This window comes from Paraburkholderia sp. SOS3, from assembly GCF_001922345.1.
Lineage (GTDB): Bacteria > Pseudomonadota > Gammaproteobacteria > Burkholderiales > Burkholderiaceae > Paraburkholderia.
This window is the reverse complement of record NZ_CP018811.1, coordinates 2,631,514-2,656,990: the sequence shown is the minus strand read 5'-3', so window position 1 is coordinate 2,656,990 and position 25,477 is coordinate 2,631,514. Positions and strand designations below refer to the sequence as shown.

Here is a 25,477-nt window from a genome sequence, read left to right as displayed (position 1 = left end):
GGGCCGGGCGGCCCCTGAACGTTCCCATTAGCTCTTAACGTGGGCTCACGCGAAACGCGATCGGGCTCTGCTCCCGGCCTCTTCGCTTTGCCGCTTCAGGCAACGCGCACGCCCGCGCCTTCCACCTTCGCGCGCGCCTTCGGCTTCAGGTTTGCCGACCACTTCATCGCCGGCAATTCGACGAGCCGGTAGAACGCATACGCGACCGGAATCGCGATGCACATATAGCCGAGCGACGGCCAGATCGACATCTGCAGCTCGGACCGGTAGATCACCGACGACAGCAGCACGAACAGCGGCAGGTGGATCAGGTAGAGCGAGAAGCTGAAGTCGCCGAGCCGCGACAGCACCCGCATCGGCGCCGATCCGGCCGCCGCGCGGCGGGTCTCGAGCGCTTTGTACAGGTAGCACGCGAATCCGATCGCCCACAGCTGGAACGCGAGGTATTGGCCGACATAGAACGCGCCGCAGCCCGCGAGCGTGAAGAGCGCCGCGAGGCCGTACCAGAGGCGCGCCGAGCGCGGCGGCCGCACGCGCGTCGCGCCGGCCTGCGCTTCGGCGATCCACGCGCCGAGCATCCACGAAAACCAGTACGACGGGAAAAACTGGATGTCGTGCCGCTCGAGCACGAGCGCCGACACGATATTGACGAGCGCAACCCCGACAACAATCGCATTGATGCCGAAACGGCGGCGCAAGGCGAACAGCAGCGGATAGATCGCGTAGAACTGCACTTCGAGCGACAGCGTCCAGAGCGCGCCGTTCGATCCATACGTATGGCCTGCGACGCCTTGCAGCGAGAACAGGTTGACGAGGAACGGATAAAGGCCGATCTCGCGGATCTTATGGTTGACGGGCGGCAGTTGCAGGCTGATCGAATCGAGTGCGAGCGTGAGCAGTAGCGCGGCGAGCAGCACCGGATAGATGCGCGCGAACCGGCGCATCCAGAAATTGCCCGCATCGAGCCGGTAGTGCGGGTCGTGGGCGAGCCTGAATGCGGCGCCGCGATGGATGCAGTAGCCACTGATCACGAAAAAGATTGGCACACCTGCGGAACCCCACGCGATTGGAAACGTCGCATACGCAATGAGCGAACCCGGCGCGAGCGAGGTGCCGACAGCGTGGTGAAAGCTCTGCATGCCGACCCACACCACCTGGCGGCAGTGGAAGTAAGCGACGAGCAAGGCGGCGAAGCCGCGCATTACGTCGATCACCTGCTCCTTGCCCGCGCTCGACACGTGCGCGTCGGCAGGTGCGGCGGAAAAGGCCAGCGATTGTGCAGGGGCTGTAGTAGCTGTGGTGGCGGTCAGAGCGGTGTCGCTCATGCGGTCCTCGTTACTGCATGCCGGCACGGTGGCGCGACAGGTGAATGAAAGCGGGTGCGCGCGATATCGACTCCGGTTATCGTGCGGCGGCACCGGCGCGGACGAATGGCCGCCGCGTGCAGACCGCACATCGCTATGCTAATGCATCGTGTTTGAAATAAAAGCGATAAAAAAGTCCTGGAAAATATGCACATTTGATCTACAACGGTCACTGTCACGGCAGTGTCAAGATTAAATATTCCGGGTAAATACTGTTCGCGTTATCCACTACTTTTTTTGTGATAACTTGGACTGGCCAAATTCTTGACGAGGGGGTGTCAATGAGCATACATGTGCTGGCTGGAGTCATCGTCCTGCTCGTGCTGGTGGCAGTCTCGGCATACCGCGAAGCGTTGCGCAACGAGCCAATCGGCCGTTTTCGCATGAACCCGGGAAAACTGCCGCAGTTCGATGATAACGAAGAGTCCGCTCTTCAATAATTGCCGACGGATAGCCGGCGGCCGGCAATATTTACGTAATTGCCAGCCGTCGGCGGCAGTTTATGCGGTAAGCAAAACGGCTTTATCGATTTTAGAGTACGGCCGCGGTAAATCTGCGAAAGCCACTCGAGGAAATTAGCGGCGCTTTAACGAAAGTCCTATTATTTTTCCGCTACGCTTCTTGCACATCAGATTCGCCGCCGGGTCTGCACGGACGTGGGTGGACGCCCGCTCCGGAAACCGGCGGTTGCCAACGTCATCAACCGAGTGGGAATGCATACCATGCTGAAAGTCACCAAAGCCGTGTTTCCCGTGGCGGGTCTCGGCACGCGCTTTTTGCCTGCCACCAAGGCGAGTCCGAAGGAAATGCTGCCGATCGTCGATAAGCCGCTGATCCAGTACGCGGTTGAAGAGGCCATCGAAGCCGGCATTACCGAGATGATCTTCGTGACGGGCCGCAGCAAACGCGCGATCGAAGATCACTTCGACAAGTCGTATGAGATCGAGTCGGAACTCGAAGCACGCGGCAAGGAAAAGCTGCTCGAACTGGTGCGCGGCATCAAGCCGGCCAATGTCGACTGCTTCTACGTGCGCCAGGCGGAAGCGCTGGGCCTCGGTCACGCGGTGTTGTGCGCCGAGAAGCTCGTCGGCGACAGCCCGTTCGCGGTGATTCTCGCGGACGACCTGCTGCACAGCGAAAAGCCCGTGATGAAGCAGCTCGTCAACGTGTTCAACCACTATCACAGCTCGGTGGTCGGCGTCGAAACGATCGCGCGCGAAGACAGCCGTTCGTACGGCGTGGTCGAGGGCCGCGAGTGGGAAGAGGACGTGATCAAGCTGTCGGGCATCGTCGAAAAGCCGGCGCCTGAAGTCGCGCCGTCGAACCTCGGCGTGGTGGGCCGCTATGTGCTGATGCCGACCATCTTCCGCCATATCCGCGCGCTCAAGCCGGGCGCGGGCGGCGAGCTGCAACTGACGGACGCGCTCGAGTCGCTGCTGACCGAAGAGCAGGTGCTCGCCTATCGCTACTTCGGCACGCGTTTCGATTGCGGCAGCAAGCTCGGCTACCTCAAAGCGACCGTCGAATTCGCGTTGCGTCACCCGGAAGTGCGCGCCGAGTTCGAGGAATACCTGCAAAGCTATCTGCCCGCGCATCTCACGGCTGCGGCTGCCTGAGGTGACCGATCAGCTGCGCTCGGCCTGCCGCATGCAACGAACGCGGCGCAATCTGTGATGGCGCCGCTGCCGTTGCTTCGCAGCCATGGGGCCGTGCCCGGTCGCGTCAGTCACCGGGCCTCGCGCGGCCGGCGCCGCAAGGCGCGCATGCGCGTCCACCGTGCGCGCCGGCGCGCATCGTTTCGCTGACGCGATGTCGTCGAAGTGTGAGCGGTGAAGTGCGCGTTGGGCGGTGGCGGGCGGTCTATGCGCTACGCCCAGCCGCGCTGCGGGTCCGGACCTACGAACCGACAAGCACCGGTTGTGCGTCGTGGGGCGCGGCGACCGATCGAAACACTTCGAACACGCGTCTCGTGTTGGTTCTCGCGTTGAATTCCCGTACGGCCTTTTCGTAGCTCGCGTGGCGCATGCGCGTGCGCATGGCCGGGTTGTCGATCAGCGCACCCAGATACTGACGCAATGCGCGTCGATCGCCGGGCGCGATCAGAAAGCCGTTTCCTTCATGGTCGATCATTTCCGGAATGCCGCCGATGCGGGTGCCGATCAATGCCAGGCCCGACGCGGCCGCTTCCTGAAACACCATGCCGAGCGCCTCGGCGCGGCTCGTCATGACGAAGATTTCGGCTTCCTCATAGAGACGGTGCCATTCGGGCGTGTAAGACGAGACGCCGCGATGGACGAAGACGGACTCGCCCGACGGAACGTGCGGATCGTTCGTCATCAGATGAAGTTCAGCCTTGTGCGCAAAGTGCTCTGAAAACACGGCGATCAGATCGTCGCCGCCTTTGCGGCGAAATTCATTGCCGACAAACAGGATCTTCGGTTTCGTGACCGAGCCCGATTCGAATTGCGGTTGATGGAATGCTTCCTTCAATACGCCTGGCGTGATGACCGACACGCGCTCGGGGGCGATGCCGTGTTCGTCGATCACGGAATCGCGGGCCCAATCGGAGAACGCGACGATATGCGCCGCGTGCTGGAACACGTTGCGCTCCATCAGCACGTTCGGGCGATAGGTCCACTCGGGCCCGGAGCCGTGCTCGCGCATCAGCTGGAACGCGGTCATATCGATCGTGATGACGGTCGGAATCGACTTCATGAGGCTCACGCTGCCGAACGCCGCGGTTTGCGTGTGAAAGTGCAGCACGTCGTAGTTCTTGAGGCCGGCTTTTCGATGCGCGAGTTTCGAGCCCATGGCGCCCGTGGCCCACTCGGCACGCGCACGGCGGAAATCGAGATTGCGCCGGTTCAGCTTCGGCACGCGGAACTCGGCCATTTTCCGCACGATCTTCGTCATGACGGAGCGCTCGTCATCGACCCAGAATGAATCGACGTCGAGATCGGTTTCATAACCGGACGTGTCGCGAATCAGCTTCGCGTATGTCTTGTGACCGACTGCACGCATCTGGATAGACAGTACTCCAGTCATGTGTGTATCCATATAGAAATTACCGTGAGTCAATTGACGCGCCGGGTAAAAATGCGACGCCGCTTTTCGCGGCGCCTGCAATGCATCGCAATGCATCGATCACGCGCGGGAGCAGGCGGGGCATGCCACGCGAGCCTTCCCGGCAATGACACGCCAAGCCTAGTCTAAGAAAAAAATTAATCGGCCGATAAACGAAAAATAAACAAATTGTTGCTTGCGTTGACGCGTTTGCGGCGTCGAATCATACTCGGGCACGCTGATTTTTATGGCGACGTCATAAAGCAGCGGTTGACAATGGCATGATGAAAGCGGAGGGATCGCATTCATGACAACACGAAGCAAGGTCTCGATTTGCGTGCCGACCTATCAGCGTCCTGAACTGATCGGACAGTGTCTCGATTCATGTCTGTCGCAAACGCACGCGAACATCGAGGTGCTGATCGGCGACGACTCCAAAGACGATCGCACGCAGTCGCTGATCGAAGCGCGATATGCGGCCGATCCGCGCGTGCGCTATGTGAAAAACACACCTTCGCTCGGGCAGGCGCGCAACGTCGAGAGTCTCTTCGCGCGCGCCACCGGCGACAGGATTCTGCTGATCCACGACGACGATTTCCTTGTCGAAAACGCGCTCGAGCGGATGCTTTCGGCGTGGAGCACGTATCCGGACGTTCAGGTCGCGTTCGGCGACCAGTACGTGACCGACTCGCGCGGCACCGTGCTTCCCGCCGCGAGCGAGCATCTGAATCGCGCCTATCACCGCACGCGCGACGCGGCCGGACTGCAAAAGCAGCCGGGCCGAACCGGCCTGGTCCAGATGTTCCCGAATAACGGCTGGATGGCCGACGCGGATCTCGTCAAGCGCATCGGCTACCGGGAACAGAATGGCGTCGCCTGCGATTACGTGTTCGGTACCGAGATTTGCCTTGCGGCGAAAGGCGTGGTCTATCTGAACGAGTACGTGTCGTACAACCGCCAGACCGAGGTCTCGATTACGACGACGACGCGCGCCTCGACGAGCGCCTCGACGCTCGTCGCGTATAACTTCCTGCGCGCGCTTGCGCTGCCGCCGCAACTCGAACCGGCGCGCCGGCTTGCGCTGCGGCGCATGGTGCCGATCGTCGTGTCGATCCACGCGCGCAATCATGCGCCGCTCGAGAGCCTCAAGCTCGCGCTTTCGCATCTGTCCGCGTACAACTATGGCTTTAGCCGCCGGTTTTATTTCCACCTGCTGATCATGGCGAAGTCGTTCCTGACGCCGCGCACGCGCGCGTTCTGAATCACGGCGCTTCGCTCGATGCCTGCCTGCAACGCGCGGCGTTGCCTTGCAACGTGGCCGGGCGTGCTGCCCGCGCTGAACTGTCGCATCAATTGAAGCGGCGCTTCATATCGTGCCGCGCGGGCCGGTCTGCGCGAGCAGCGCCCGCACGTCGTCATCGGTCGTCTCGCTGAAGTCGGCGTAAAACTGGCCGACCGCGTAGAAGTTCGCCGGCGTCAGTGCGCAGACGAATTCGTCGACCTCCTCTTCGAGCCGCCTTGCCGCACCGGGCGGCGCGACCGGTAGTGCAGCGACGATTCTTGCGGGCCGGCGCGCGCGCAACGCACGCACCGCGGCTTTCATCGACGCGCCGGTGGCCACGCCGTCGTCGACGACGATCGCGATGCGGCCTTGAATCTCACACGGCGCCTGGAATCGAGCACGGTACGACCGTTCGCGCCGCTCGAGTTCGGCGCGCTCGCTCGCGAGGACGCGATCGAACGCGGCCTGCGTCAATCCGATCTCGCGTACGAGCGCTTCGTCGACGTACAGCGCGCCGCCCGATGCGACGGCGCCCATTGCAAGCTCGCCGTGCCATGGCACGCCGAGCTTGCGGACCGCGAGCAGGTCGAGCGTCACGCCGAGCGTACGCGCGACTTCGAACGCGACCGGCACGCCGCCGCGCGGCAGCGCGAGCACGATGACGTCGTTGCGATGCGCATAGGCGTCGAGCAGATTCGCCAGTGTGTGGCCGGCCTCGGCGCGATCGGTAAATGTACGCTCCATGATATTTCGGCTCCCGTCGCTGCGGTGATAGACGGTACGGACAGTGTGCCACGCGCGTAGTTGGACTTACGATCGGCCTGCCTGTCGCACGATCGGGCTGCGGCGAGTAACCGGTCTGCCTGTCTAACGACCGGCCGCCTGCCTGCCGAACGACCGGCCCGCCTGCGGCGCGTTGCAAACATACTCAAGCGGTGTAACTTTTCGCGCCATTGCGCCAACCCTCGGCCGGCGCGCTGCGCGGTCCGTTGACGGGCGAGCGGGCGCAACGCGCGGCGTGTGCTGAATATGGCGCATCCGGCGCTCCCGGCGCGTCGCGGCGACGACGGGTCCACCACGCACGCCGCACGGGCACATCGCTTGCGGATCGTTTGCAAAGCCCTTTCTGCCGGCGGGGACGTCGGCGTGCGTATCGATCCGGAGCGGCAAAATGACGAGGCCACGAATGATTTTCCCCAAGTCGCGAGACTCCGCGACTTCGCGTGCCGAATCGAAAACGGACTATGAGATCTATGCAACGTATCGCCGGACGACCGAAGGCGCATTCGTCGGACTGCTGAAAGTCGTGCGCAAGACCGACGGGCGGCTTCTGTTTCCGTTCGCCGGCGCGCCCGATATCGGCCCGTTCGACAGCGGCCGGGAAGCGCGTGAAGCCGCACAGCGCTATGGCGAAAACGTAGTGACCGGCGATCTGCAGAATCCCGAGGCTTAGCGCGCACATATGAGTCGCACGCGCAAGCCGTATGCGCGAGTCGAACCGTCGCGCAAGCGGTTGCACCGTTGCGCGCAGGCCGCTACGCGCATCGCGGTTCGCGGTTCGCGCATCGCAGCGACCTCTCACGGCTCGCGCGGAGCACGCAGATAGCGGTCGAGCAGCAGCGTCGCCGACACGCCGTGCAGCAGCACCGACCCGACGATTGCAGCCATGACGACTGCGAGCGCCGCATCTTGCGCGACGCGGTGCAGTCGCTCGATGGCAAACAGCAGGTAGTAAAACGCGCCGACGCCGCGAATGCCGAGCCATCCGGCGAGCAACCGCTGGGGCCAGGTCGCACTCGAACCGGCCAGCGCCACGAGCGTGCACAGCGGCCGCACGACGAACAGCAACGCGAGCGCGGGCCACACGGCGCGCCAGTCGAGCAGTTCGCGCCAATGCGCGGACACGACGCTGCCGATCAGCAGCATCAGCACGAGCTCGACCGTCTGTTCGACCTCGACCGCGAAGGCCATCATCGATTCCGCTATAAATGCGTGCGCGAGTTCCGGCGAGCGCGCAGCTTTGTTTCGCTCGCCGCGCTCGACCTTTTCGAGCGCGGCCGTCGGCACGGTATGCGTACCGGTCGCGCGCAATTCCTGATGCCGCAACGCGACACCGGCGACGAAGACCGCCACGAACGCATAGCCATGCACGAGTTGCGCGGCGCCGTAGCACGCGGACATGAGGCCGAGCGCAAGAAAGCCTTCGACGCCGAGTGCGAGATCGAAACGCAGCCGCAAGCGCGTAACGAGCGCAACGACACCGGCGCCGAGCGCCCAGCCGATCGCAAGCGCGCTCGCGATGCCCCATGCGACGCTCGCCGCGAAGCCGGTGAAACTGACGATGGACTCCATCGAACCGCCTGCGCCGCCGCCGTTTGCACCGATCGCATCGGCTGTGCCGCCGACCTCGACGCCGCAAAGCGCGAGACCGAGCAGCATGAACGGCCACGCGGCGCCGTCATTGCAGCCGCCTTCGCCGGACAGGGCGAAGCGCAGCGGCTCCGAATCGCCGGCGGCACGCGGACGCAGTTCGTTGGCGAGCACCGGATCGGTCGGCGCGAGCGCCGCGGCGACGATCAGCGCGAGACCTGGCGCGAGGCCGAGCCCGTAATACCCGATCGCGGTCATCGCCGCGATCGTCAGCAGCATGGCGCCGACGCCGAGGCGCAGCGGCAGCCACCACAAGCGGTCGCGCAGCGGCACGCGCAGGTGCATGCCGATTGCGAAGAGCGAGATGACGAGTCCCGCTTCGGTCACGATGCGCAGCACCGACGCGCCGCTCGCGACGTCGAACGTCAGCATCCCTGCGCCCGCCGGGCCCAGCGCGAAGCCGACTGCCAGATAGACCATCGCGCCCGTCATCGGCAGATGCGCTATCAGCTTGCGCGCCAGTGCCATTGCGATCAGCAGGCCGCCGATAATCAGATACCACGTCGCTTCGAGGGTCATGAGCGCGTTGGGCCTCGCGGGAAAAAATGGGTTTGAGAACGGCACGGAAGGCGGCGCGCGGGCCGATACCTGACGAATCGACCGTGGCGATATCGTTTCGCAAGCAAGGGTCGTACCGCTTATCGGTACTCGCACCGCGCAGGAAAGCCGGGGGAAGGCGGCAAGAAAGCCGGGCCGTGCGCGGCGTTCGGCACCGAAACCCCGGCTAATGTGTCGTTTGCCGGAAACACGGTTCGCATTCGTCAAAACTCCGACCGCGTCCGCGTGATATGTTCGGGAACTCGACGCAACATCGCATGACTCACGCTTGAACACGACAATAGCGCCCGAAGCCGGGCCGTATGCGGATCTCGCGCTGCACATTCGCTTCAAGCGCTGGCGCGTTACCCGCCGCTGGCTGCGCGCAGTCCGCTCCGACCCGTCGATCGAGCCGGCCGACCGGCTGACGAACCGGCAACTGATCGATCTGCTCCCGCAGCTCTATGACGAGATCTGCTCCGCGCTGACCGCGGTGCCGAATTCCGCGCTCGATGCGCGGATCGATTTCGATGCGCGCCAGTACGCGCGCAAGCGCTGGATGCACGGCTACCAGCTCGACGAACTCTATCGCGAGCTCGATCTGCTGCAGGTCAGCGTCCAGCACGTCGTGCGCGAGTACTTCGCGAACACGCTGTCGCCGCGCGCCGAACAGGCGGGCGCGCATCGGACGATCGAAAGCTTTTTCAGCGCGACGATCCACGGCGCGATCCGCCAGTTGCTCGACGAACAGAACCAGCGCATCGGCGCGTCGCTGCGCGAGCGCGACCGCGCGCTGGCCGCGCGCCAGGAAAGCGACGAGCGGCTGCGCATCGCGGCGGGCGCGGCCGGCCTCGGCATCTTCGAATGGAATGCGGGGACGCGCTCGGGCGTGTGGGAAAACGCGCGGATGTTTGAAATTACGGGGCAGCCGATCGACGTCGGGCCGCTCACGAACGAAGCCTTCATGCGCGATTTCATGCACCCGGACGACGCCGCCGCGTTCGTCGAGCGCTATCGCGCCGACGAGCAGGCACACCGGCCGTTCCATACCGTGTTTCGCGCATTTCGCATCGGCGACCGCGCGCTGCGCGTGCTCGAAATGCACGGACGCTTCCGCTACGACGCGCACGGCATGCGGCATTCGTTCGTCGGCACGCTCGCCGATATCACCGCGCGAGCCAATGCGCAGGAAGCGCTCAGGGAAGCGGACCGGCGCAAGGACGTGTTTCTCGCGACGCTTGCGCACGAACTGCGCAATCCGCTCGCGCCGATCCGCAACGCCGCGCATGTGCTGAAGCAGGATAGCGAAAACCTGCCGCCGAAAATCCGCTGGGTGCAGGCGGTGCTCGAGCGGCAAAGCCACCACCTCTCGCATCTGATCGACGATCTGCTCGACGTCTCGCGCATCACGACGGGCCGCATCAACCTGAAGCGCGAAGTGCTCGATCTGCGCGATGCGATCGGCCGCGCGATGGAAATCAACGGACCGGCCGCCGGGCAACGACGCCATCGCATTTTTCTGAACACGCGCGCGACGCCGATTCCGGTCGATGGCGACCGCACCCGGCTCACGCAGATCCTGTCGAACCTCGTCGACAACGCAATCAAATACACGGACGACGGTGGCGAGATCCATATCCGCGCGGAAGTCGTGAACGGCCGCGCGCGCGTCGCGGTGAAGGACAGCGGCATCGGCGTCGCAGCGGCCGAGCTGCCGGCGCTGTTCGACCTGTTTATGCAGGCGACGCCGCCCGCGGGCCGCGCGCGCGACGGTCTCGGCATCGGCCTGTTCGTCGCGCGCAAGCTCATCGACATGCATGGCGGCACGATCTCGGTGGCAAGCGACGGCGTCGGCAAGGGCTGCGAATTTTCGATCACGCTGCCGCTTGCCGGGACGCCGGTGCCGGCCACTGTGTCGCCAGCCGATACGCCGCTTGCGGGCGAGCACTATGCGGACCGCCGTTATGCCGACGTGCCGGAAAGACGGCTTCGTATTCTGATCGTCGACGACAATCGCGATGCGGCCGAGTCGCTCGCGCTCGTGCTCGACATGCACGACACGCGCACGGCGGCCGACGGTCCGGCGGCGCTTGCGCTTGCGGAGCAGTTCGACCCCGACGTCGCGCTGCTCGACATCGCATTGCCGGGCATGAGCGGCCACGAGATTGCACGGCATCTGGCGGCGCAATCGCAGCGCGTCTGTCCGGTGCTGATTGCGTTGACAGGCTTTAGCCAGCCCGAAGATTTCGCGCGCTCGCGCGCATCGGGTTTTGCCCATCACCTCGTGAAGCCCGTGAGCCCCGATGCGCTGATCGAACTCATGCATACGATCGCGCGCACGCGGCAAGGACGGTGAACGAGCGGCTGCCGGACGGCGGCCGCGCGTCAGTTGGCCGGAATCGTCACGATCGGCGCCTTGCTGTTCGTATCGCTTTCGGCGAGCGCCATCAGATTCTGCACCACCGTGAACGCGTATTTCGAATCGAAGTCCGAACGATCGACCCAATAGACCGAGCGGCCATAGCGAATCGCCACATACGCGTTATCGCCCGGCGCATCGCCGCTGTGCACGACGATCGTCGGACGCGTCTCGCCGCCGACGAGCGGCACGGTCGGCTTGGTCGCGCCGTTGCGGATACTCGCTTCGGGCACTTCGATCTGCGCGCCCAAGTTGGTCAGAATGCCGAGCACCGAACGCGTGAGGATCGCGATCTGGTCGCCGCCCGGCGACGCCTGACCGTAGACGATCTCGTACCGGTTGGTTTTCGTCGACAGATGCATCGTGTCGCGCACAAAACGCAGATCGGGCGTGACCAGCGACGACTCGGTCGTCTGCGCGGCGCCTATCACAAGATAAACGTGCTGTTCGCCGCCGCCGTTTTTGTTGCTGCCTTTGTCGTCGCTGCGCAATTCGACGTTGAGTTCGCCGGCGAGCTGCAGACGCCGCAGCGCTTGCAGCATCTGGAAGAACTTCGGCGTGCCGGCGCTGTTTGCGCCGCCGAGTGCGGAGCCGTTCTGCAAGCCGCCGATCGATTGCGCGACGATGCGCAACAGCAGGTCGATCGGAATGCCGCCTTCGGCGAGCGGCAGCACGAGCGACGGCGCAAGCGGCCGGATATAGGCGCTCGCATACGCGTCGCCAGTGGTCGGCGTGAACGTGAAGGTCGGGTGGTTCGAGTACGACAGCTGCCCGGTCGCGAGCGCATAGTTCGGCTGGGCGCCGGACCCCGCATTCAGCGTCGCAAGCGCCGATGCGTCGATATTGTAGGCGGCGATCACCTGGCTGACGGTCAGAAAAGACGGTGCGTCCGCGAAACGGAGTTGCACGATTGCGGTCAGAATTTCGCGCTTTTTCGCTTCGCCGAGCGCGCGCTCGTAGTCGACCTGGTCGGCGCGCAGCCGGTCGGGGCCGATGTGCGCACAGGCCCCTAGCAGCAGCGCCGTGCAGCAAACGGCGACTGAGCGCATGGCGGACCGAGCGGTGATTTTTGGCATCGTTGTCAAAGGCGAGAAGGCATTGGAAGCGCTTGCGGGCCTCGCAGGCGCCTGAGCGTAACGACTGCGGATCCGAAGTCTCGAACATCGATGCGTAGCACGTCATGTGCCGCGCGCTTACGGGAATGGGTATTGCGCCGTGTGGTGGCGTAGCTGTCAGTGCGCGCTAATGCATTTAAAGCGCTTCAAATGTGTTTTTCGTCGAGGAGCAACGCCATGACACGAGCATCGAGCCGGCCATCGCGCGCACAGTCGCGCGCACGCGCGGACATTCGGCCCAACGAGCCCGCGAACACGATGGATGAGCCAGGCGGTCCCGAAGCGCCGCTCGCCGAACTGGACGCTGAAGAAATTGCACGCGCGGCGGCGAAACGTGCGCGAGAGGAGGGCTCGCGCGACCGTTCGAGCGGGCCGGCGCGGCACGACAAGGTCGATCCGGACTTCAAGCCACCGATGGCGCACGACCCGGCAGCCGACGCGAAAGACTAGAAAAAGGAACGACTGGACAAAGCGGGCGGGCGCCTCGATCGATGCATGGGGCGACGAGCGATGCCGCGCCGCGTTTGAGTCACTTGCCGCTCATTGGCGATACAACGTCGCCACCGATATATGCGGCCAGTCGATGCCGAGAAAATTCAGCGTGACAGTCTGGGAATACTGCAGAACCTGAAACGGATGCCCGCGCTCGGGCTGCACTGTCTCGATCCAGAAGGTTGCCTCGACCGCCGTGGCCGCTGCGTTGTTATTTGTCGCGTTCTGCAGGAACGGTATGTTCAGCACGCCGCCTGCTGTCTTGCTCGATACGGTGAGGACCGTCGTGGCAGCCAGATGCTCGATGAAGGGCTGGATCGCATCGGCAAGCACGACATTCGGATTCTTCACCGCATCCTTGTTCGTGATGCGCGGGGGCAGTGTCGCGCTGGTCAGCGGTTCGAGGTAGGCGCTCGAGAGTGCGGCGCCGGCCGGGTTGCGATGCGGCGTCGAGTCTAGCGTGGCGAATTGCGGCTTGCCGTTCGGCGATTCAAAGGCCTTGCCTTGCACGAGAATCGACGAGCCGTGCGGAATCGAGCCTTGCCGCACGATCGACGGGTCTTCCTTCGGAATCGCACTCGATGGCACATTGAGCCAGAAGCCGTTTTCGATATGCAATGGCTCGTGCGAATCGACGTCATTGATCCGCTGCAGATAGCGCAGGCCGAAGAGGGTGATGTCCGGTTGACCGGTTGTGGGGGTGCCTCGCGATTCCGAACCGCGGTTTGGAACATGGGCGCCGATCGGCTCCAGCTCCAGTGTTTCGTGTGTGGCGGAGAGCAGCACGCGAAAAGGCTTCGGCCCTGTGCTCGGCGGCGTCGAATCGAAGTCGGGCAGCGAGATCAGATTGAAGCCGCGGCCGGACCAGCGGCCACTCAGATCGGCGAGCAGGCCGAGTTGCTCGACCTGTTCCTGCAGCGAGGGGCCGGGACGGAAACGCTGGAGCATGATCGTTCTCCTTGGGACGATGGTGGCCGCCGCCTGCGCGCCTGCGTGTGCTGCGGCTTGTCCTCTTAAACATCCGTCGTTCTGGCTCTATTCCAGGGAGGGCGTGCGGATTGCGCGCACGCTGAATTGCGCGGACTGTCGCGCTTTTGCTGATGCGCTGGCCGGGTGCGCTGCAGCGGGTCGGGCGAAGCATCTTCGCGCGCGGCGCAGAGGCCGACGCTTTGCTTTGTGAGATTAGTTAGGCGTGCGAGGCGAGTTTTTTGGCCGATGTGAACGGGTTTTAGCTGGCGAACGGGTTTTTGCTCTCGCGTGCATCGCTTGCGAGGCTACCAGGGGTGGTCGAATTCGCCAGGTATCGAAGCCACGCTGGCATCTACGCTGCACGGTCCGCGAGCCTACGCTAGTATTTGCAGGCCATGCGGGCGCGTTGTCGTGCGATCTTGCGCCTGCCTGTTCAACTTTCATGCGCCTGCACCTTCAATGACTTCCCTCGCCACCGATCCCGCTTTTGCCGCCTTACTGACCGACAGCTATCGGCGCCTCGTCGGCCGCCCGCTGCTTCCGGCGGACATTCCCGCCGCCGATGCCGCGCGCTGGCTCTACGAAGACGCGCCGTTTGTCGTGGTCTCGCACAATACCGACGCGGACCCGCGCTTCGTGTATGCGAACCGCACCGCGCAACGTTGCTTCGAGTACGACTGGGATGAATTCGTCACGCTTCATTCGCGCCTGTCCGCCGAGCAGCCGAATCGCGAAGAACGCGCGCGCCTGCTCGACGACGTGCGCACGAAAGGCTACTCCGCCGACTACCGCGGACAGCGCATCGCGAAGTCAGGACGCCGCTTCTGGATCGAAAAAGCCGTGGTGTGGAATCTCGTCGATCGCGACGGTACCTACCGCGGTCAGGCAGCGACGTTCGCCGACTGGGTGGACGCTTGACGCGAGCGTCAAACAAAGCCTGACATGCGAAGTACGCGGCGGCGAGCGAGGGGCCGCGTCTACGCGAGGCCCTCGTCCTCCCGGCCATACAGCGTCAGACCGCCCGGCGGCAGCGGCAGCGCGGTCTTGTAGCGCACCTGCTTCAGTGCAAAGCTCGAGCGGATGTTCGACACGCCCGGAATTTTCGTGAGGTGGTCGACGATAAAGCGCTCGAGCGCGTGAATGTCAGGCATCACGACGCGCAGCAGATAGTCGGCGTCGCCCGTCATCAGATAGCACTCCATCACCTCCGGGCGCTCGTCGATCGCCTGTTCGAAGCGCCGCAGTCCGTCTTCGACCTGCTTTTCCAGACTCACCTGAATAAACACGTTGATCTGCAAACCGAGCACTTCAGGGTTCAGCAGCGTGACCTGTTGCCTGAACAGCCCGAGCTTGTCGAGCGCGCGCACGCGGTTGAAGCACGGCGTGGGCGACAGGTTCACCGCGCGCGCAAGCTCCGAATTCGTGATGCGCGCGTTCTGCTGCAACTCGTTGAGAATGCCGATGTCGATGCGGTCGAGGCGGCGGGACGTGACGGTAGGGCGGGTGGGCGAGGTCATAGTGCGAATATTCCGGTTATCGTGCGAGTTTAAGAATAAATACACTACGCGAGCCAAAAAGCGCAAGCAAATGAGATGCACATTTTGCGCACCCGTCGCTAACATATTCCTCATCCCGATGGCGCTTGAATCGGCAACCGGATCTGGAGTATGCGATGACGGACTTGTCCAATGGCAACGAGCAACTGTTGCGGCTCAGCGAAGATGCCGACCCGCAGGAAACGGCCGAATGGCTCGACGCGCTCGAGGGCGTGCTCGAACATGCGGGCAAGGATCGCGCGCAGTTCCTGTTCGATCGTCTGGCCGAACATGCGCGCTCGCTTGGCGTGCAATCGGCTCGCACGCGCGTCACGCCGTACGAAAACACGATTCCGCTCGCGCAGCAGGGCCGTTATCCGGGCAACGTCGAACTCGAGGAAAAGCTCGCGGCCGCGTTGCGCTGGAATGCGCTCGCGATGGTTGTGCGCGCAAACAAGGCGTATGGCGAACTGGGCGGCCATATTGCGAGCTACGCGTCGGCGGCCGATCTGTTCGAAGTCGGCTTCAATCACTTTTTCCGTGCGTCCGCGCCGCGCGCGCAAGCCGATGAGCAGGTCGACAAGCACGCCGGCAGCGGCGGCGACCTCGTCTACTTTCAGCCGCATTCGTCGCCGGGCGTCTACGCGCGCGCGTTTCTCGAAGGCTTTCTCGACGAACAGCACTTGCGCCATTACCGCCGCGAAATCGCGGGTCCGGGCCTGTGTTCGTATCCGCATCCGTGGCTGATGCCCGATTTCTGGCAGTTTCCGACCGGCTCGATGGGCATCGGTCCGATCAACGCGATCTACCAGGCGCGCTTCATGCGCTATCTGCAGAACCGCGGCCTCGCGCAAACCGATGGGCGCACCGTCTGGGGCTTTTTCGGCGATGGCGAGATGGACGAGCCCGAATCGATCGGCGCGCTGTCGCTCGCCGCGCGCGAAGGGCTCGACAATCTCGTGTTTGTCATCAACTGCAATCTGCAGCGGCTCGATGGGCCCGTGCGCAGCAACGGCCGCATCGTCGACGAACTCGAAGCGCAGTTCAACGGCGCGGGCTGGAATGTGATCAAGGTGCTGTGGGGTTCCGACTGGGATGCGCTGTTCGAACGCGACAAAACGGGCGCGTTGCTCCGCGCATTCGCGGATACCGTCGACGGCCAGTTCCAGACCTTCTCCGCAAACGACGGCGCCTATAACCGCGCGCATTTCTTCGGGCAGAATCCGGCGCTCGCAGCGCTCGTCGAACAGATGAGCGACGACGATATCGACCGCCTGCGCCGCGGCGGCCACGACGCGCGCAAGCTGTTCGCCGCGTATGCACAGGCGCGCCGCCACCGCGGCCAGCCGACCGTGATACTCGCCAAGACCATGAAGGGCTTCGGCATGGGCGCAGCGGGACAGGGGCGCATGACGACGCATCAGCAGAAAAAGCTCGGCGTCGACGAACTGAAGGCATTCCGCGACCGTTTTCGCCTGCCGCTCTCCGACGACGATGTCGAGCAGCTGAAGTTCTACAAGCCCGCAGCGGACAGCCCCGAAATGCAGTATCTGCACGCGCGCCGCGAGTCGCTCGGCGGCTATCTGCCGCGCCGCCGCCGCACGGCGACGCACGGGCTGCCGGTGCCGCCCGTCGCCGACTGGGCCCAGTTCGCGCTCGACTCGAACGACCGCGAAATCTCGACGACGATGGCGCTCGTGCGCATGCTGACCGCGCTGCTGAAGGACCGCGCGCTCGGTCCACGCGTCGTGCCGATCGTCGCGGACGAAGCGCGCACGTTCGGCATGGCGAACATGTTCCGCCAGGTCGGCATCTACTCGCCGCTCGGCCAGCTCTACGAGCCCGAGGATCTCGGCTCGATGCTGTATTACCGCGAAGACACGAAAGGACAGATTCTCGAAGAGGGTATTTCGGAGGCAGGCGCGGTGTCGTCGTGGATCGCGGCGGCGACGTCGTACAGCGTGCACGATCTGCCGATGCTGCCGTTCTATATCTACTATTCGATGTTCGGCTTCCAGCGGATCGGCGACCTGATCTGGGCCGCGGCCGACCAGCGCGCGCGCGGTTTCCTGATCGGCGCGACGGCCGGCAGGACGACGCTCGGCGGCGAAGGCTTGCAGCATCAGGACGGCACGAGCCATCTGGCGGCATCGACGATACCGAACTGCCGCGCGTACGATCCGGCTTTCGCGTACGAAGTGGCGGCGATCGTCGACGCGGGCATGCGCGAGATGGTCGATGCGCAACGCGACGTGTTCTATTACGTGACCGTCACGAATGAAAATTACGCGCAGCCATCGGTGCTTGCCGCGACGTTCGATGCGTTGCGCGAGCCGATTCTGAAGGGGATGTACCGCTTGCCGGCTTCTGCCGTCGATCACGGTCGCGCCGTGGATCATGAAAGCGAGCCAGAAAACGAGTCGGAAAACGAGCCAGAAAGCGAGCAGCGTAATGCGCGCGTGCAACTGCTCGGCTCCGGCGCGATTTTGCGCGAGGCGATCGCCGCGCGGCACATGCTTGCCGACGACTGGCATATCGACGCAGCGGTATGGAGCGTGACGAGCTTTACCGAACTGCAGCGCGACGGCATGGAAGCGGAGCGGCACGCGCGCAACAGCGGCGCGGCGCTTGGCGAATCGGACGAGGCGCCGATTCCGTACGTAACGGCCGCACTCGACGCGACGCGAGGCCCCGTGATTGCCGCGACCGATTATGTGAGAGCGGTGCCCGAGCTGATTCGCGCTTACGTGCCGCGCCGCTATGTGACGCTCGGCACCGACGGCTTCGGCCGCAGCGATACGCGCAGCGCGTTGCGGGCGTTCTTCGAAATCGACCGCGTATCGATCGTGATTGCCGCGCTCAATGCGCTGGCCGATGACGGCGAAATCGATCGCAGCATCGTGCGCGAAGCGATTGCGCGTTACCGCGGCGAAGGCGGGCAGGGTGGTGTGGAGATGGCGCGGACTGCGCCGTGGCAACGCTGAAGTCTGTCGAACTGCCCGACCCGCCGTGTTTCGTCATACGGTTGACCGGCTAGACGGGGCTAGAGGGGGCGACGTGCGGCGGCGCCATTCAACCTACGAGCGCACGCCAAAAAAGCTATGCCACAACGAATCGAGGAAGCCTGACGGCTTTTTGCCGTGCGCATCCGCCTTGCTGCCTGCCGCGCGCGGCGCGGTGCTCGTGGCCGCACTGTACGCGCGTGGTGCGGGTCTTCGCTTGCGCGTGGCGGCAGCGGCGCGCGCCGCGCCGACCCGCGCCTGCTGCAACGCCGAGACGCTATCGGCAATGCGCGCCGCGATCTCGGGCGGACAGTCGCGGCCGAGCAGCACGCCGAACAGCACGTCGCGGTTATGGCCCTGCTCGGCAAAGCGCATCGCAAAGCTTACGCGCTCCTGATACTTCGCTTCGGCCGCGATCTGCTCGGCGCGCTCGCGCCGCGCCCGTTCGGACTTCTCACGGTCGCGTTGCTGCTGCTGTTGAGCGTGCTGCCGATGCTGATGCTCGCGATGTTGCCGCTGCTGTTCATCACGGCGTTGCTGCTGCGTTTGCCAGCGGTGCATCTCGGTGGCGTAGACCGAGTCGTAGACCTTGCGCTTGTCCGGATCGGAGAGAATCTCGTACGCATCCTTGATGTCGAGGAAGGTTGCGCGCGCGGCTTCTTCGTTGCCGGCATTGCGGTCCGGATGCCACTTCATCGCGGCCTTGCGATAGGCGCGTTTGATTTCGGCGGCGCTCGCGTCTTCCGCTACGCCAAGCTTCGTGTATAGGGTTGCCATGTCGGGTCGATGCTCGATACGGTTCGTGGCATCGTAGCATGGACAGCCCGCCCGCCGCGTGGGCGGGCGTACATGGCGTGGCGGGAAAGGCACACGGCCGCAGGCGCGCGCGGCGGCCATGTGCGCCGGATCAGTGCGGATGGGCAATGCGCGGGACCGGCCGATGCCCATCGCGCGCCGCTCATGCTGCCTGGGGGTTGCCGCCGCCGAACAGGTTCAGAAGTCCGCCCAGCAGTCCGGTCGGCGCGATCGATGCCTGCGCCATCGCGAACGAAGCCGACCCTGTCGACGCCCCCGACGCGGCGAAACCGCCGGACGGAGAGGACCATTGCATGCTGACGTGCTGGTGATTGCCGAGGTCGCGCGCGCCGCTGCTTTCGAAGCCGCCGCCGAACCTTCCTTCGTTGTAACCGGCCTGGTAGGCGCGCTCGCTACGGGTGCCGCCGAAGTGGTCATAGCCCCCCGACGCGTCGTAGCCGGAACGGCGGTAGTCGCCGCCCGATGTGCCCGAATGGCTGATCTGCGTAGTCTTTTGCGTGACGCTGCCGTCCGGGCCGACATGGGTTTGCGTCGTGGTCTTTTCGAATGAGCCGTCGCTGCGGCTGTGGCCGCCGTTGTGCCCGTCCCAATGCGATCTCAATCCGCTGCCGCATCCGTGCGAACCGTGACTCTCGCGGTACGATCCGCATCCATGAGCGGATGCGCTTCCGGCGCCGCGGAAACTGCTGCTTGCGCTCGCCCCGCCAAGGCCCCATGCGTTGGCCTCAGCCTTGACCGCGCCGCCGACGTCGCCCGTGAGCGCCTTCGCTATCGCTTGAATACACATATGTGGTGTCCTTATCAGTGTGGATGCCAGATAACCCGTCTGGCCGGGTGTCGGCCGGCGCCGTCGTACGGGGCCGGCGCAATTTCAGATTGCGCTGCCGTGCGCGACCTCGATCGTTTTCATCGTGATCCTGGTGTGCCGGCTGTTCAGGCCCGGCAGCGCGCAATCCGTTCTGTGCGAGGGGTCGCACGTGCTCCGATGGTCGGCGCCGCGCCACAGGTCGGCCCCACGGGCCGTGCGATCCTTGCCGGGCGACTCGCCGTTGTTCAACCCGCCGTCGCGCCCGAGCCATTCTTTTTCGAAGTGCGTCTTGACCTGGCCTTTTTCGCCGAGCATGTGCGCGATGCCTTCGCCGAGTTTCGATCCGAGTTGGCCGATAAAAAAATCGGGTATGACGTGAACCAGCTTTCCCACCGGGCCGAGCAGGTTCAGCGTCTGTCCCACCGACGCGAGGGCCGGCGTGTTCAGGATGTCGTTTCCTTTGTTGATCATATTGATCATCGGTCCGTTGGACGAAGCGTCGTCGCCGGAGGCGGCCTCGCTACCGTAAGCCCGATTGCCTGATACACCAGAGAGCACGAAAGCCTCCTTGTCGTTGAATGCGCCAGATGTCCCGTCTGGCCGGGTAGGGTTGGCGCGCACGGCCGCCGTCAATCCGCATGGAGCGAGTGCGTTCGCGCAGCGCGCATATCGGTCGCACCGCCGTCACGGCAACAGCCGTTCGAGCAGAGGCGAAGAAAAGATCCGCTGGGGGTCGTACCGGTTCAGCACCGCGCGTGCGTCATCCCACTTGCCGCCGGCCGGCTGTCCTTCGCTGAACGAAGCGGGAAACGCCGAACCGATCAGCCCCATGTCTTGCCACGCAGCGCCTTCGGCATACGCCCAGCCCTTCGACCACTCGGGCCGCACCGTCGCATAAGCGCCCGCGTAGTTCGACATCATCCATTGCTCGATCTCGCGGTAGAAGCGATTCGCGGCGGGCGTGCCCGGCATCGTCAGGATGTCGAAGTAGACCGCAATGTTCCAGTCCGGACGGTCGCCCCGAGGCCGAAGCGGCGAGAGCAGTGGCATGGATGTGCCGCTGCCCGCATCGGCCGGCTGGTCGAGGCCCGTCACGCGGATCTCGACAGGCCCGTTCATCGGATACTCGCCGCGTGCGCGATAGACGTCGACGCGGTTCTGATAGAACTGCACGAATTCTGCGATCACACGCTGCACGTCGCCGCGCCGCGCCAGCACCGCGTAGCCGTTCGCGGTTACCCGCAAGGTCGACGGCCGGATGTACTGCAGCACGTTGCGCGACCAGCCCCAGATATCGGAGGCGAAGGTCAGCGCAAGGCCCGCAGTGACGATCGACATCTGGGTTTGCCCGAAAAGCGGCGTCAGACTGCATTCGCCGCGTGTGACGATGCGCTTCACGAGCTCCGATAGCGGCTGCGGAATCGAATCGGAGAACGGGTAGTTGAACGGCTGGTTCACGGTACGCGAGAAAAGCGGTTTTACCGGTTGCACGGTCCAGACCTTGAGCCACGGGCAAGTGGTGAACGGAAACCAGATCGCTTCCACGCGGCCCGACTGATCGAGAAACGACGCGACCGTGCGGCCGCGCGAGCCGCCTGACGCAAACAGTTCAGACGCGGGAATATCGACGAAGCTGCGGCAACGCAGCCGCTGGTTTGCGCCGGCTTCGAGCGTTGCTTCGACGATCAATGCGCGGCCGACATGGACGAGAAACGCGCCGATTTCCGGATCGTTGCGCACAAACGTCCGGAGCACGTATTGCTGCTTGCCGGCGTCGAACACGACGGCGGTCAGCGAGAGAATCAGGTTGCTGAGCGAGCCGTACGTATGGCCGGGCAGCAGCGTTTCGCGCGCGGCCGGAATCGCCGTGCCGTGCGCGCCGATTGCGAGCGCGCCGCCCAGCGTGATGTCGCCGGGCGCCGGACACGCCGTCACACCGAGGCCATGAGCCTCGAGCTTCGCGAGCAGCGTTTCGAGCGATACGCCGGTTTGCGCGGTGACGCGCGCGGGCCGCGACGAGGCGTCGACCCATACCTTCGTCAGCGACTTCGTCATGTCGAGCAGCACGACTTGCGCGGCGCCGCCTGCTTCGAGCGTCAGCGGCGACCAGTTGTGCATATGGCCGCGCGGGCGTACGCGGTAGCCGCTGACGCGCGCCCAGTTGACGATCGTGACGACGTCCTCGGGCGTCGCGGGCGCCGCGGTCCAGACATTCGCGGCCGCGATCTCGCCGCTCCAGTTCTGAAATGCCTGACGGTACAACGCGATGCCCGCGGGAAAGCCAGGCGGCGTCGTACCCGCGCCCTCTGCATGCGCGGCGATCTGATAGATGGGCGTCCAGCCGCTCACGACGCCGGCCGCGGCCAGCCGGGCGATGTCGGCGATAAAGCTGCGACGAGGCGCAACGGACGTGTTCTGTTGATAGTGGGCCATGTCTGGTTCGAATTGCCTTGGTTCGATCGGTCGGGACGCAAGCCGGATGGTTTGCACGACGGCGCACGTCGCAGCGGGCGCCGCGACGCGCCTCGCTGCATGGACGTCGCGGATACATGCTAGGGATTCGCCGATACCAATGGTCATGACTGTTCATCGCAATGCACCCGGGCGGTGCGCTCGCTTGGCGCACGTCGCGACGCACACGGCGCAGCACGTGCCGCGCCGGTTCTGGAATACGGCTCTCGCTTCGCGTGTTTTCGATAGCGGAGGCACTTTGCAGTACGAGCGGGCAGTCAAGCTGCGCGCCAGGGCCCGTTCGAGCCTCCCTTGGTTCGAGCCTTCCTCGTTCGAACCTCACGGATTCGACGTCGACGGGACAGGCCTCATCGGCACGAGGCGAAATGGCATATTCAGAGAAGCAGAGGGCAAACAACATGAACGATCTGCAGACGCCTTGCGCCGGCAGTGCGAGACGTGCCGACAGCGTGGATGCGATTCTGTCGCGCCGTTCGTCGACCGAAAGTTATGAAGAGCGATGCCAGTACGCACTGGACCTGGTCTGTGTGTATTTGCAGGAGGAGAGTGCGCAACGGCTCGAGCAGTGCCTGCGCCTTTGCGCATTCGATGCGGTGTGGGAAGCGCCGTTGCGCAACGTCAGCTACGACGGGCTGGCCGCAATCGGCGCGAACTATCAGAAGTTCTTTCGCAACGTGCGCGATCTGCGCTTCGCGCTAGTCGAGCAGTTTGCGACGCCCGAGCGCGTATTCGTCGATTCGTGCGTGAGCTTCACGATGATCGGAGATGCCTTCGACAAAGGTCCGCTGCCGGTCGGCGCGCACGCGCGCGTGCGGCGTCTCAACACCTTTCATATCGCAGACGGGTTGATTCGCCGCGTAACCGGTTACGAGATCTGGGAACAGGATGCCGCGTGATACGCCGGCCCGCACCGCGCACAGGCGCGGCGGCGTCAGGTGTCTTTGGCAACCTTCAGCATGCGGGTAAGCGTCGCGTCCCTGAACACCGTGTGATGCACGATCGCCGCAAGCGCGTGCAGGCCGATCAGCCAGAACGCGGCGTTGCCGATCAGAAAGTGCGCGTCGTGTAGAAACTGGTGCGCAACCGGATCTTTCGCGAACAGTCGAATGCGCAAGCCGGTCCCGGCCAGTTGAACGGCGCTGCCGCTCGTGTTGACCATCGCGATGCCCAACAACGGCTGCGCGAATACAAGCAGGTAAAGCGCAAGATGCACGAGCCGCGCGACAAAGCGCTGCACGCGGCTCGCCGGCAACTCGCGTGGCGTGCCATGCCATAGCATCCACAACACGCGCAGCGCCGACAGGCACAGCACGAGCGTGCCTGCCCACATGTGGATGCCGGTCCAGAACACACGGCTGCCCGTACCTTTAGGCCCGCGTATTTCGATCGCAAGCAGGCCGATTGCAACGGCGAGCGCGGTAGCCCAATGAAAGAAGATCGCGAGCCGCGACCACGATGTGGAGACGGCGGCGGAGCGTGTAGCGGCAGCGGTTTCGGTTAGATGCATGGCGGTGTAATGAACAGAGCAATTGAATAAGCGGGAAAAAGCACGAGCGAAATGACAAAGACATAAGAGGAAAGACCCAGGCAAAAACGCAGCAACGCGTGCGCTTATTCCTGCTGCTCCAGAAAATGCCGGAATTGTTTTGTAATGGATTGTGTCGGCATGCCCGCGTTGGGCATGCGCGCAGCAACTGATCCATTTCGCGCGGCATGAGATTTCCGTCATTCGCCAAAAGATCATCTGAATCGTCATCCGCTCGCAGGCGCAAGCCGTGACTTGCGCCTGCGGCAATGGTGTCTTTATTTTGTATTCGTTGAAAACCGCGCGAGCGCGGCGCAGTGTATTCGCATCTGGCTCGATGCAGCCGTCATGCCTTTGTGCACTGCCGTTCGCGACGTTTTTCATATGCCTTGCGCGTGTCTGACAAAACGACATGCTTTGCGCATCGCGTCATGTCGACTAGCATCGAAGCCTGTGCCTGACGTCGCGCGGCTGCCGCTCGTACGGACAGACGCGGTGCACGCCGCGTCTGCGGTTTCGCGCGGCTTCGTACGTGGTAACGGAGCCCAACATGAACATCGAGAAGAACGGCATCGGCGCCGACGGGCAAATGCCCGCATGCTGCGTGCAGCAGAACGGCGCGAATGGGCAGCAGAGGCTCGACGCACCTGCGACGCGGCGCGTGCTGGTCGCACTGGAAGACCATTGGCGCGTGCCGCCGCAGTCTCAGTACGTGCCCGATGCGGGCGCAATGGTCGACCCCGGCGGCATGCATGGCCTCATCGAGGCCGCCGATGCGCATGGCGATCTCGTGATCGCGTCGCGCTGGACGCGGCACGAAGTCGACGGTGTCGAACACACGAGCCGAAGCGGCGCTGCTCAGCACACGGTCGGCATCGTGCTCAAACCGACCGCCGTGCATTTCCGCTCGGGCTCGCTCGTGTTCGACGGGCAGCTCGCGGCGGGGGCAATGCAGGTGACGGGTCCCGGCGAAAGCGCCGAGGTCGTTTTTCGGGCCGCCAGCGACGCGATTCATCTGTTCATTCCGCAACGGGTGCTCGAACTGCATTACGAAGAAGCGTTCGGCCGTCCGCATGCGGGCGAACTTGCGATTGGCGCGTCTCAGTTCACGCGCGATACGTCGCTCGAACGATTAAGCCGCGCGCTCGCGGAAATTCAGTATGCCGATGCGACGTTCGCATCGCTGTACGTCGACAGCATCTGCATTGCGATCGTCGCCCGTCTGCTCGAGCGGCACTTCACGCGGCGCACGCTGCCCGCGGTCACACGCGCGACGCCGCTGCCGCAATGGCGGCTGCGCCGCGCCTTCGACTTTATCGATGCACATCTCGCCGAGCCGGTGCGGCTTGGCGATATCGCGGCAAGCGTCGGCTTGACGCGCATGCATTTCGCCGCGCAATTCCGCTGCTCGACCGGCTATACGCCGCATACGTATCTGCTGAGAAGGCGCGTCGAACATGCGCAGCGCCTGCTGCAGCGCTCCGAGAAAACGTTGCTCGACGTGGCGCTCGATTGCGGGTTTCGCAGCCAGGCGCATTTCACGACCGTGTTCAGGCGGATGGTTGGCGATACGCCGAACCGGTGGCGCATCAAGGCGCGGCTCGATTGAACGATGGTTGGGTAGGCAACGAAACGCGCGCGGACGCAT

At 64.1% G+C, this 25,477-nt stretch carries 22 protein-coding genes; 10 read left to right on the top strand and 12 right to left on the bottom strand.

Translation table 11 applies throughout. The features are described 5' to 3' along the window. Window positions 1-95 precede the first annotated feature (95 nt). Window positions 96-1,325: an acyltransferase family protein gene (locus BTO02_RS11905; RefSeq protein ID WP_075157211.1), complete on the bottom strand. Its 1,230-nt coding sequence runs from the start codon at window positions 1,323-1,325 to the stop codon at window positions 96-98. A 320-nt stretch (window positions 1,326-1,645) separates the two neighbouring features. Here BTO02_RS11905 and BTO02_RS34770 point away from each other — a divergent pair, with 320 nt between their 5' ends. Together BTO02_RS34770 and galU are read left to right on the top strand one after the other, a co-directional pair. After that, window positions 1,646-1,804 (top strand): hypothetical protein, encoded by a 159-nt coding sequence (locus tag BTO02_RS34770; protein WP_198039137.1) that lies wholly within the window; start codon window positions 1,646-1,648, stop codon window positions 1,802-1,804. 282 nt (window positions 1,805-2,086) lie between these two features. Then, window positions 2,087-2,980 (top strand): UTP--glucose-1-phosphate uridylyltransferase GalU, encoded by an 894-nt coding sequence (galU, locus tag BTO02_RS11900; protein WP_075158810.1) that lies wholly within the window; start codon window positions 2,087-2,089, stop codon window positions 2,978-2,980. 280 nt (window positions 2,981-3,260) lie between these two features. Here galU and BTO02_RS11895 read toward each other — a convergent pair whose 3' ends face one another. Next, on the bottom strand, window positions 3,261-4,409 hold the full coding sequence (locus BTO02_RS11895) for a glycosyltransferase family 4 protein (protein ID WP_198039136.1): 1,149 nt from the start codon (window positions 4,407-4,409) through the stop codon (window positions 3,261-3,263). Between the two features lie 325 nt (window positions 4,410-4,734). Between BTO02_RS11895 and BTO02_RS11890 the strand changes: the two genes are divergently transcribed. Continuing rightward, window positions 4,735-5,688: a glycosyltransferase family 2 protein gene (locus BTO02_RS11890; protein WP_075157209.1), complete on the top strand. Its 954-nt coding sequence runs from the start codon at window positions 4,735-4,737 to the stop codon at window positions 5,686-5,688. A 105-nt stretch (window positions 5,689-5,793) separates the two neighbouring features. Here BTO02_RS11890 and BTO02_RS11885 read toward each other — a convergent pair whose 3' ends face one another. After that, window positions 5,794-6,453 (bottom strand): phosphoribosyltransferase, encoded by a 660-nt coding sequence (locus BTO02_RS11885; RefSeq protein ID WP_075157208.1) that lies wholly within the window; start codon window positions 6,451-6,453, stop codon window positions 5,794-5,796. 442 nt (window positions 6,454-6,895) lie between these two features. Between BTO02_RS11885 and BTO02_RS11880 the strand changes: the two genes are divergently transcribed. Continuing rightward, entirely contained in the window at window positions 6,896-7,162 is a 267-nt protein-coding gene (locus BTO02_RS11880; protein WP_232243344.1) for a DUF6723 family protein, read from the top strand. 125 nt (window positions 7,163-7,287) lie between these two features. Here the strand turns inward: BTO02_RS11880 and BTO02_RS11875 are convergent, their stop codons facing one another. Continuing rightward, entirely contained in the window at window positions 7,288-8,658 is a 1,371-nt protein-coding gene (locus tag BTO02_RS11875) for a cation:proton antiporter (protein WP_075157206.1), read from the bottom strand. A 307-nt stretch (window positions 8,659-8,965) separates the two neighbouring features. Between BTO02_RS11875 and BTO02_RS11870 the strand changes: the two genes are divergently transcribed. Then, window positions 8,966-11,032, top strand: a complete 2,067-nt coding sequence (locus BTO02_RS11870) for a hybrid sensor histidine kinase/response regulator (protein WP_232243343.1) — start codon at window positions 8,966-8,968, stop codon at window positions 11,030-11,032. A 29-nt stretch (window positions 11,033-11,061) separates the two neighbouring features. On the opposite strand, the gene BTO02_RS11865 is transcribed toward BTO02_RS11870, so the two are convergent. After that, complete coding sequence (locus BTO02_RS11865; RefSeq protein ID WP_156883810.1) at window positions 11,062-12,144, bottom strand: hypothetical protein; 1,083 nt, start codon at window positions 12,142-12,144, stop codon at window positions 11,062-11,064. Between the two features lie 243 nt (window positions 12,145-12,387). Between BTO02_RS11865 and BTO02_RS11860 the strand changes: the two genes are divergently transcribed. Beyond that, window positions 12,388-12,660 carry a hypothetical protein gene (locus BTO02_RS11860; RefSeq protein ID WP_156883809.1) on the top strand — a complete coding sequence of 91 codons (273 nt, stop codon included), beginning with the start codon at window positions 12,388-12,390 and terminating at the stop codon, window positions 12,658-12,660. Window positions 12,661-12,750: 90 nt separating this feature from the next. On the opposite strand, the gene BTO02_RS11855 is transcribed toward BTO02_RS11860, so the two are convergent. Then, entirely contained in the window at window positions 12,751-13,650 is a 900-nt protein-coding gene (locus BTO02_RS11855) for a heme-binding protein (RefSeq protein ID WP_075157203.1), read from the bottom strand. 480 nt (window positions 13,651-14,130) lie between these two features. On the opposite strand from BTO02_RS11855, the gene BTO02_RS11850 reads away from it, so the two are divergent. Next, complete coding sequence (locus BTO02_RS11850; protein WP_075157202.1) at window positions 14,131-14,589, top strand: MEKHLA domain-containing protein; 459 nt, start codon at window positions 14,131-14,133, stop codon at window positions 14,587-14,589. Between the two features lie 59 nt (window positions 14,590-14,648). On the opposite strand, the gene BTO02_RS11845 is transcribed toward BTO02_RS11850, so the two are convergent. Continuing rightward, entirely contained in the window at window positions 14,649-15,188 is a 540-nt protein-coding gene (locus tag BTO02_RS11845; RefSeq protein ID WP_075157201.1) for an Lrp/AsnC family transcriptional regulator, read from the bottom strand. Window positions 15,189-15,343: 155 nt separating this feature from the next. Here BTO02_RS11845 and mdeB point away from each other — a divergent pair, with 155 nt between their 5' ends. After that, a complete protein-coding gene (gene mdeB, locus BTO02_RS11840; protein ID WP_075157200.1) occupies window positions 15,344-18,190 on the top strand; it encodes an alpha-ketoglutarate dehydrogenase in 2,847 nt (948 codons plus the stop codon). A gap of 93 nt (window positions 18,191-18,283) precedes the next feature. On the opposite strand, the gene BTO02_RS11835 is transcribed toward mdeB, so the two are convergent. The 4 genes from BTO02_RS11835 to BTO02_RS11820 all read right to left on the bottom strand — a co-directional run bounded on the left by BTO02_RS11835 (window position 18,284) and on the right by BTO02_RS11820 (window position 22,265). After that, complete coding sequence (locus BTO02_RS11835; protein WP_075157199.1) at window positions 18,284-18,985, bottom strand: J domain-containing protein; 702 nt, start codon at window positions 18,983-18,985, stop codon at window positions 18,284-18,286. 181 nt (window positions 18,986-19,166) lie between these two features. Further along, complete coding sequence (locus BTO02_RS11830) at window positions 19,167-19,811, bottom strand: hypothetical protein (protein WP_075157198.1); 645 nt, start codon at window positions 19,809-19,811, stop codon at window positions 19,167-19,169. 84 nt (window positions 19,812-19,895) lie between these two features. Then, window positions 19,896-20,453 (bottom strand): hypothetical protein, encoded by a 558-nt coding sequence (locus BTO02_RS11825; protein WP_156883808.1) that lies wholly within the window; start codon window positions 20,451-20,453, stop codon window positions 19,896-19,898. Window positions 20,454-20,516: 63 nt separating this feature from the next. Further along, a complete protein-coding gene (locus BTO02_RS11820) occupies window positions 20,517-22,265 on the bottom strand; it encodes a cholesterol oxidase substrate-binding domain-containing protein (protein WP_075157196.1) in 1,749 nt (582 codons plus the stop codon). Window positions 22,266-22,702: 437 nt separating this feature from the next. On the opposite strand from BTO02_RS11820, the gene BTO02_RS34765 reads away from it, so the two are divergent. Continuing rightward, window positions 22,703-23,200: a nuclear transport factor 2 family protein gene (locus tag BTO02_RS34765; protein WP_075157195.1), complete on the top strand. Its 498-nt coding sequence runs from the start codon at window positions 22,703-22,705 to the stop codon at window positions 23,198-23,200. A 35-nt stretch (window positions 23,201-23,235) separates the two neighbouring features. Here BTO02_RS34765 and BTO02_RS11810 read toward each other — a convergent pair whose 3' ends face one another. Further along, window positions 23,236-23,811: a cytochrome b gene (locus BTO02_RS11810; RefSeq protein ID WP_075157194.1), complete on the bottom strand. Its 576-nt coding sequence runs from the start codon at window positions 23,809-23,811 to the stop codon at window positions 23,236-23,238. 568 nt (window positions 23,812-24,379) lie between these two features. On the opposite strand from BTO02_RS11810, the gene BTO02_RS11805 reads away from it, so the two are divergent. Further along, window positions 24,380-25,438: a helix-turn-helix domain-containing protein gene (locus BTO02_RS11805; protein ID WP_083615092.1), complete on the top strand. Its 1,059-nt coding sequence runs from the start codon at window positions 24,380-24,382 to the stop codon at window positions 25,436-25,438. Window positions 25,439-25,477 lie beyond the last annotated feature (39 nt).

Bases quoted from the DNA above. Each gene is read 5' to 3' on its own strand.
- BTO02_RS11820 (WP_075157196.1), bottom strand. From the start codon at position 22,265: ATGGCCCACTATCAACAGAACACGTCCGTTGCGCCTCGTCGCAGCTTT.
- BTO02_RS11860 (WP_156883809.1), top strand. From the start codon at position 12,388: ATGACACGAGCATCGAGCCGGCCATCGCGCGCACAGTCGCGCGCACGC.
- BTO02_RS34765 (WP_075157195.1), top strand. From the start codon at position 22,703: ATGAACGATCTGCAGACGCCTTGCGCCGGCAGTGCGAGACGTGCCGAC.
- BTO02_RS11850 (WP_075157202.1), top strand. From the start codon at position 14,131: ATGACTTCCCTCGCCACCGATCCCGCTTTTGCCGCCTTACTGACCGAC.
- BTO02_RS11845 (WP_075157201.1), bottom strand. From the start codon at position 15,188: ATGACCTCGCCCACCCGCCCTACCGTCACGTCCCGCCGCCTCGACCGC.
- BTO02_RS11855 (WP_075157203.1), bottom strand. From the start codon at position 13,650: ATGCTCCAGCGTTTCCGTCCCGGCCCCTCGCTGCAGGAACAGGTCGAG.
- BTO02_RS11885 (WP_075157208.1), bottom strand. From the start codon at position 6,453: ATGGAGCGTACATTTACCGATCGCGCCGAGGCCGGCCACACACTGGCG.
- BTO02_RS11835 (WP_075157199.1), bottom strand. From the start codon at position 18,985: ATGGCAACCCTATACACGAAGCTTGGCGTAGCGGAAGACGCGAGCGCC.
- BTO02_RS11875 (WP_075157206.1), bottom strand. From the start codon at position 8,658: ATGACCCTCGAAGCGACGTGGTATCTGATTATCGGCGGCCTGCTGATC.
- BTO02_RS11865 (WP_156883810.1), bottom strand. From the start codon at position 12,144: ATGCGCTCAGTCGCCGTTTGCTGCACGGCGCTGCTGCTAGGGGCCTGT.
- BTO02_RS11810 (WP_075157194.1), bottom strand. From the start codon at position 23,811: ATGCATCTAACCGAAACCGCTGCCGCTACACGCTCCGCCGCCGTCTCC.
- BTO02_RS11880 (WP_232243344.1), top strand. From the start codon at position 6,896: ATGATTTTCCCCAAGTCGCGAGACTCCGCGACTTCGCGTGCCGAATCG.
- BTO02_RS11890 (WP_075157209.1), top strand. From the start codon at position 4,735: ATGACAACACGAAGCAAGGTCTCGATTTGCGTGCCGACCTATCAGCGT.
- BTO02_RS34770 (WP_198039137.1), top strand. From the start codon at position 1,646: ATGAGCATACATGTGCTGGCTGGAGTCATCGTCCTGCTCGTGCTGGTG.
- BTO02_RS11905 (WP_075157211.1), bottom strand. From the start codon at position 1,325: ATGAGCGACACCGCTCTGACCGCCACCACAGCTACTACAGCCCCTGCA.
- galU (WP_075158810.1), top strand. From the start codon at position 2,087: ATGCTGAAAGTCACCAAAGCCGTGTTTCCCGTGGCGGGTCTCGGCACG.
- mdeB (WP_075157200.1), top strand. From the start codon at position 15,344: ATGACGGACTTGTCCAATGGCAACGAGCAACTGTTGCGGCTCAGCGAA.
- BTO02_RS11895 (WP_198039136.1), bottom strand. From the start codon at position 4,409: ATGACTGGAGTACTGTCTATCCAGATGCGTGCAGTCGGTCACAAGACA.
- BTO02_RS11805 (WP_083615092.1), top strand. From the start codon at position 24,380: ATGAACATCGAGAAGAACGGCATCGGCGCCGACGGGCAAATGCCCGCA.
- BTO02_RS11830 (WP_075157198.1), bottom strand. From the start codon at position 19,811: ATGTGTATTCAAGCGATAGCGAAGGCGCTCACGGGCGACGTCGGCGGC.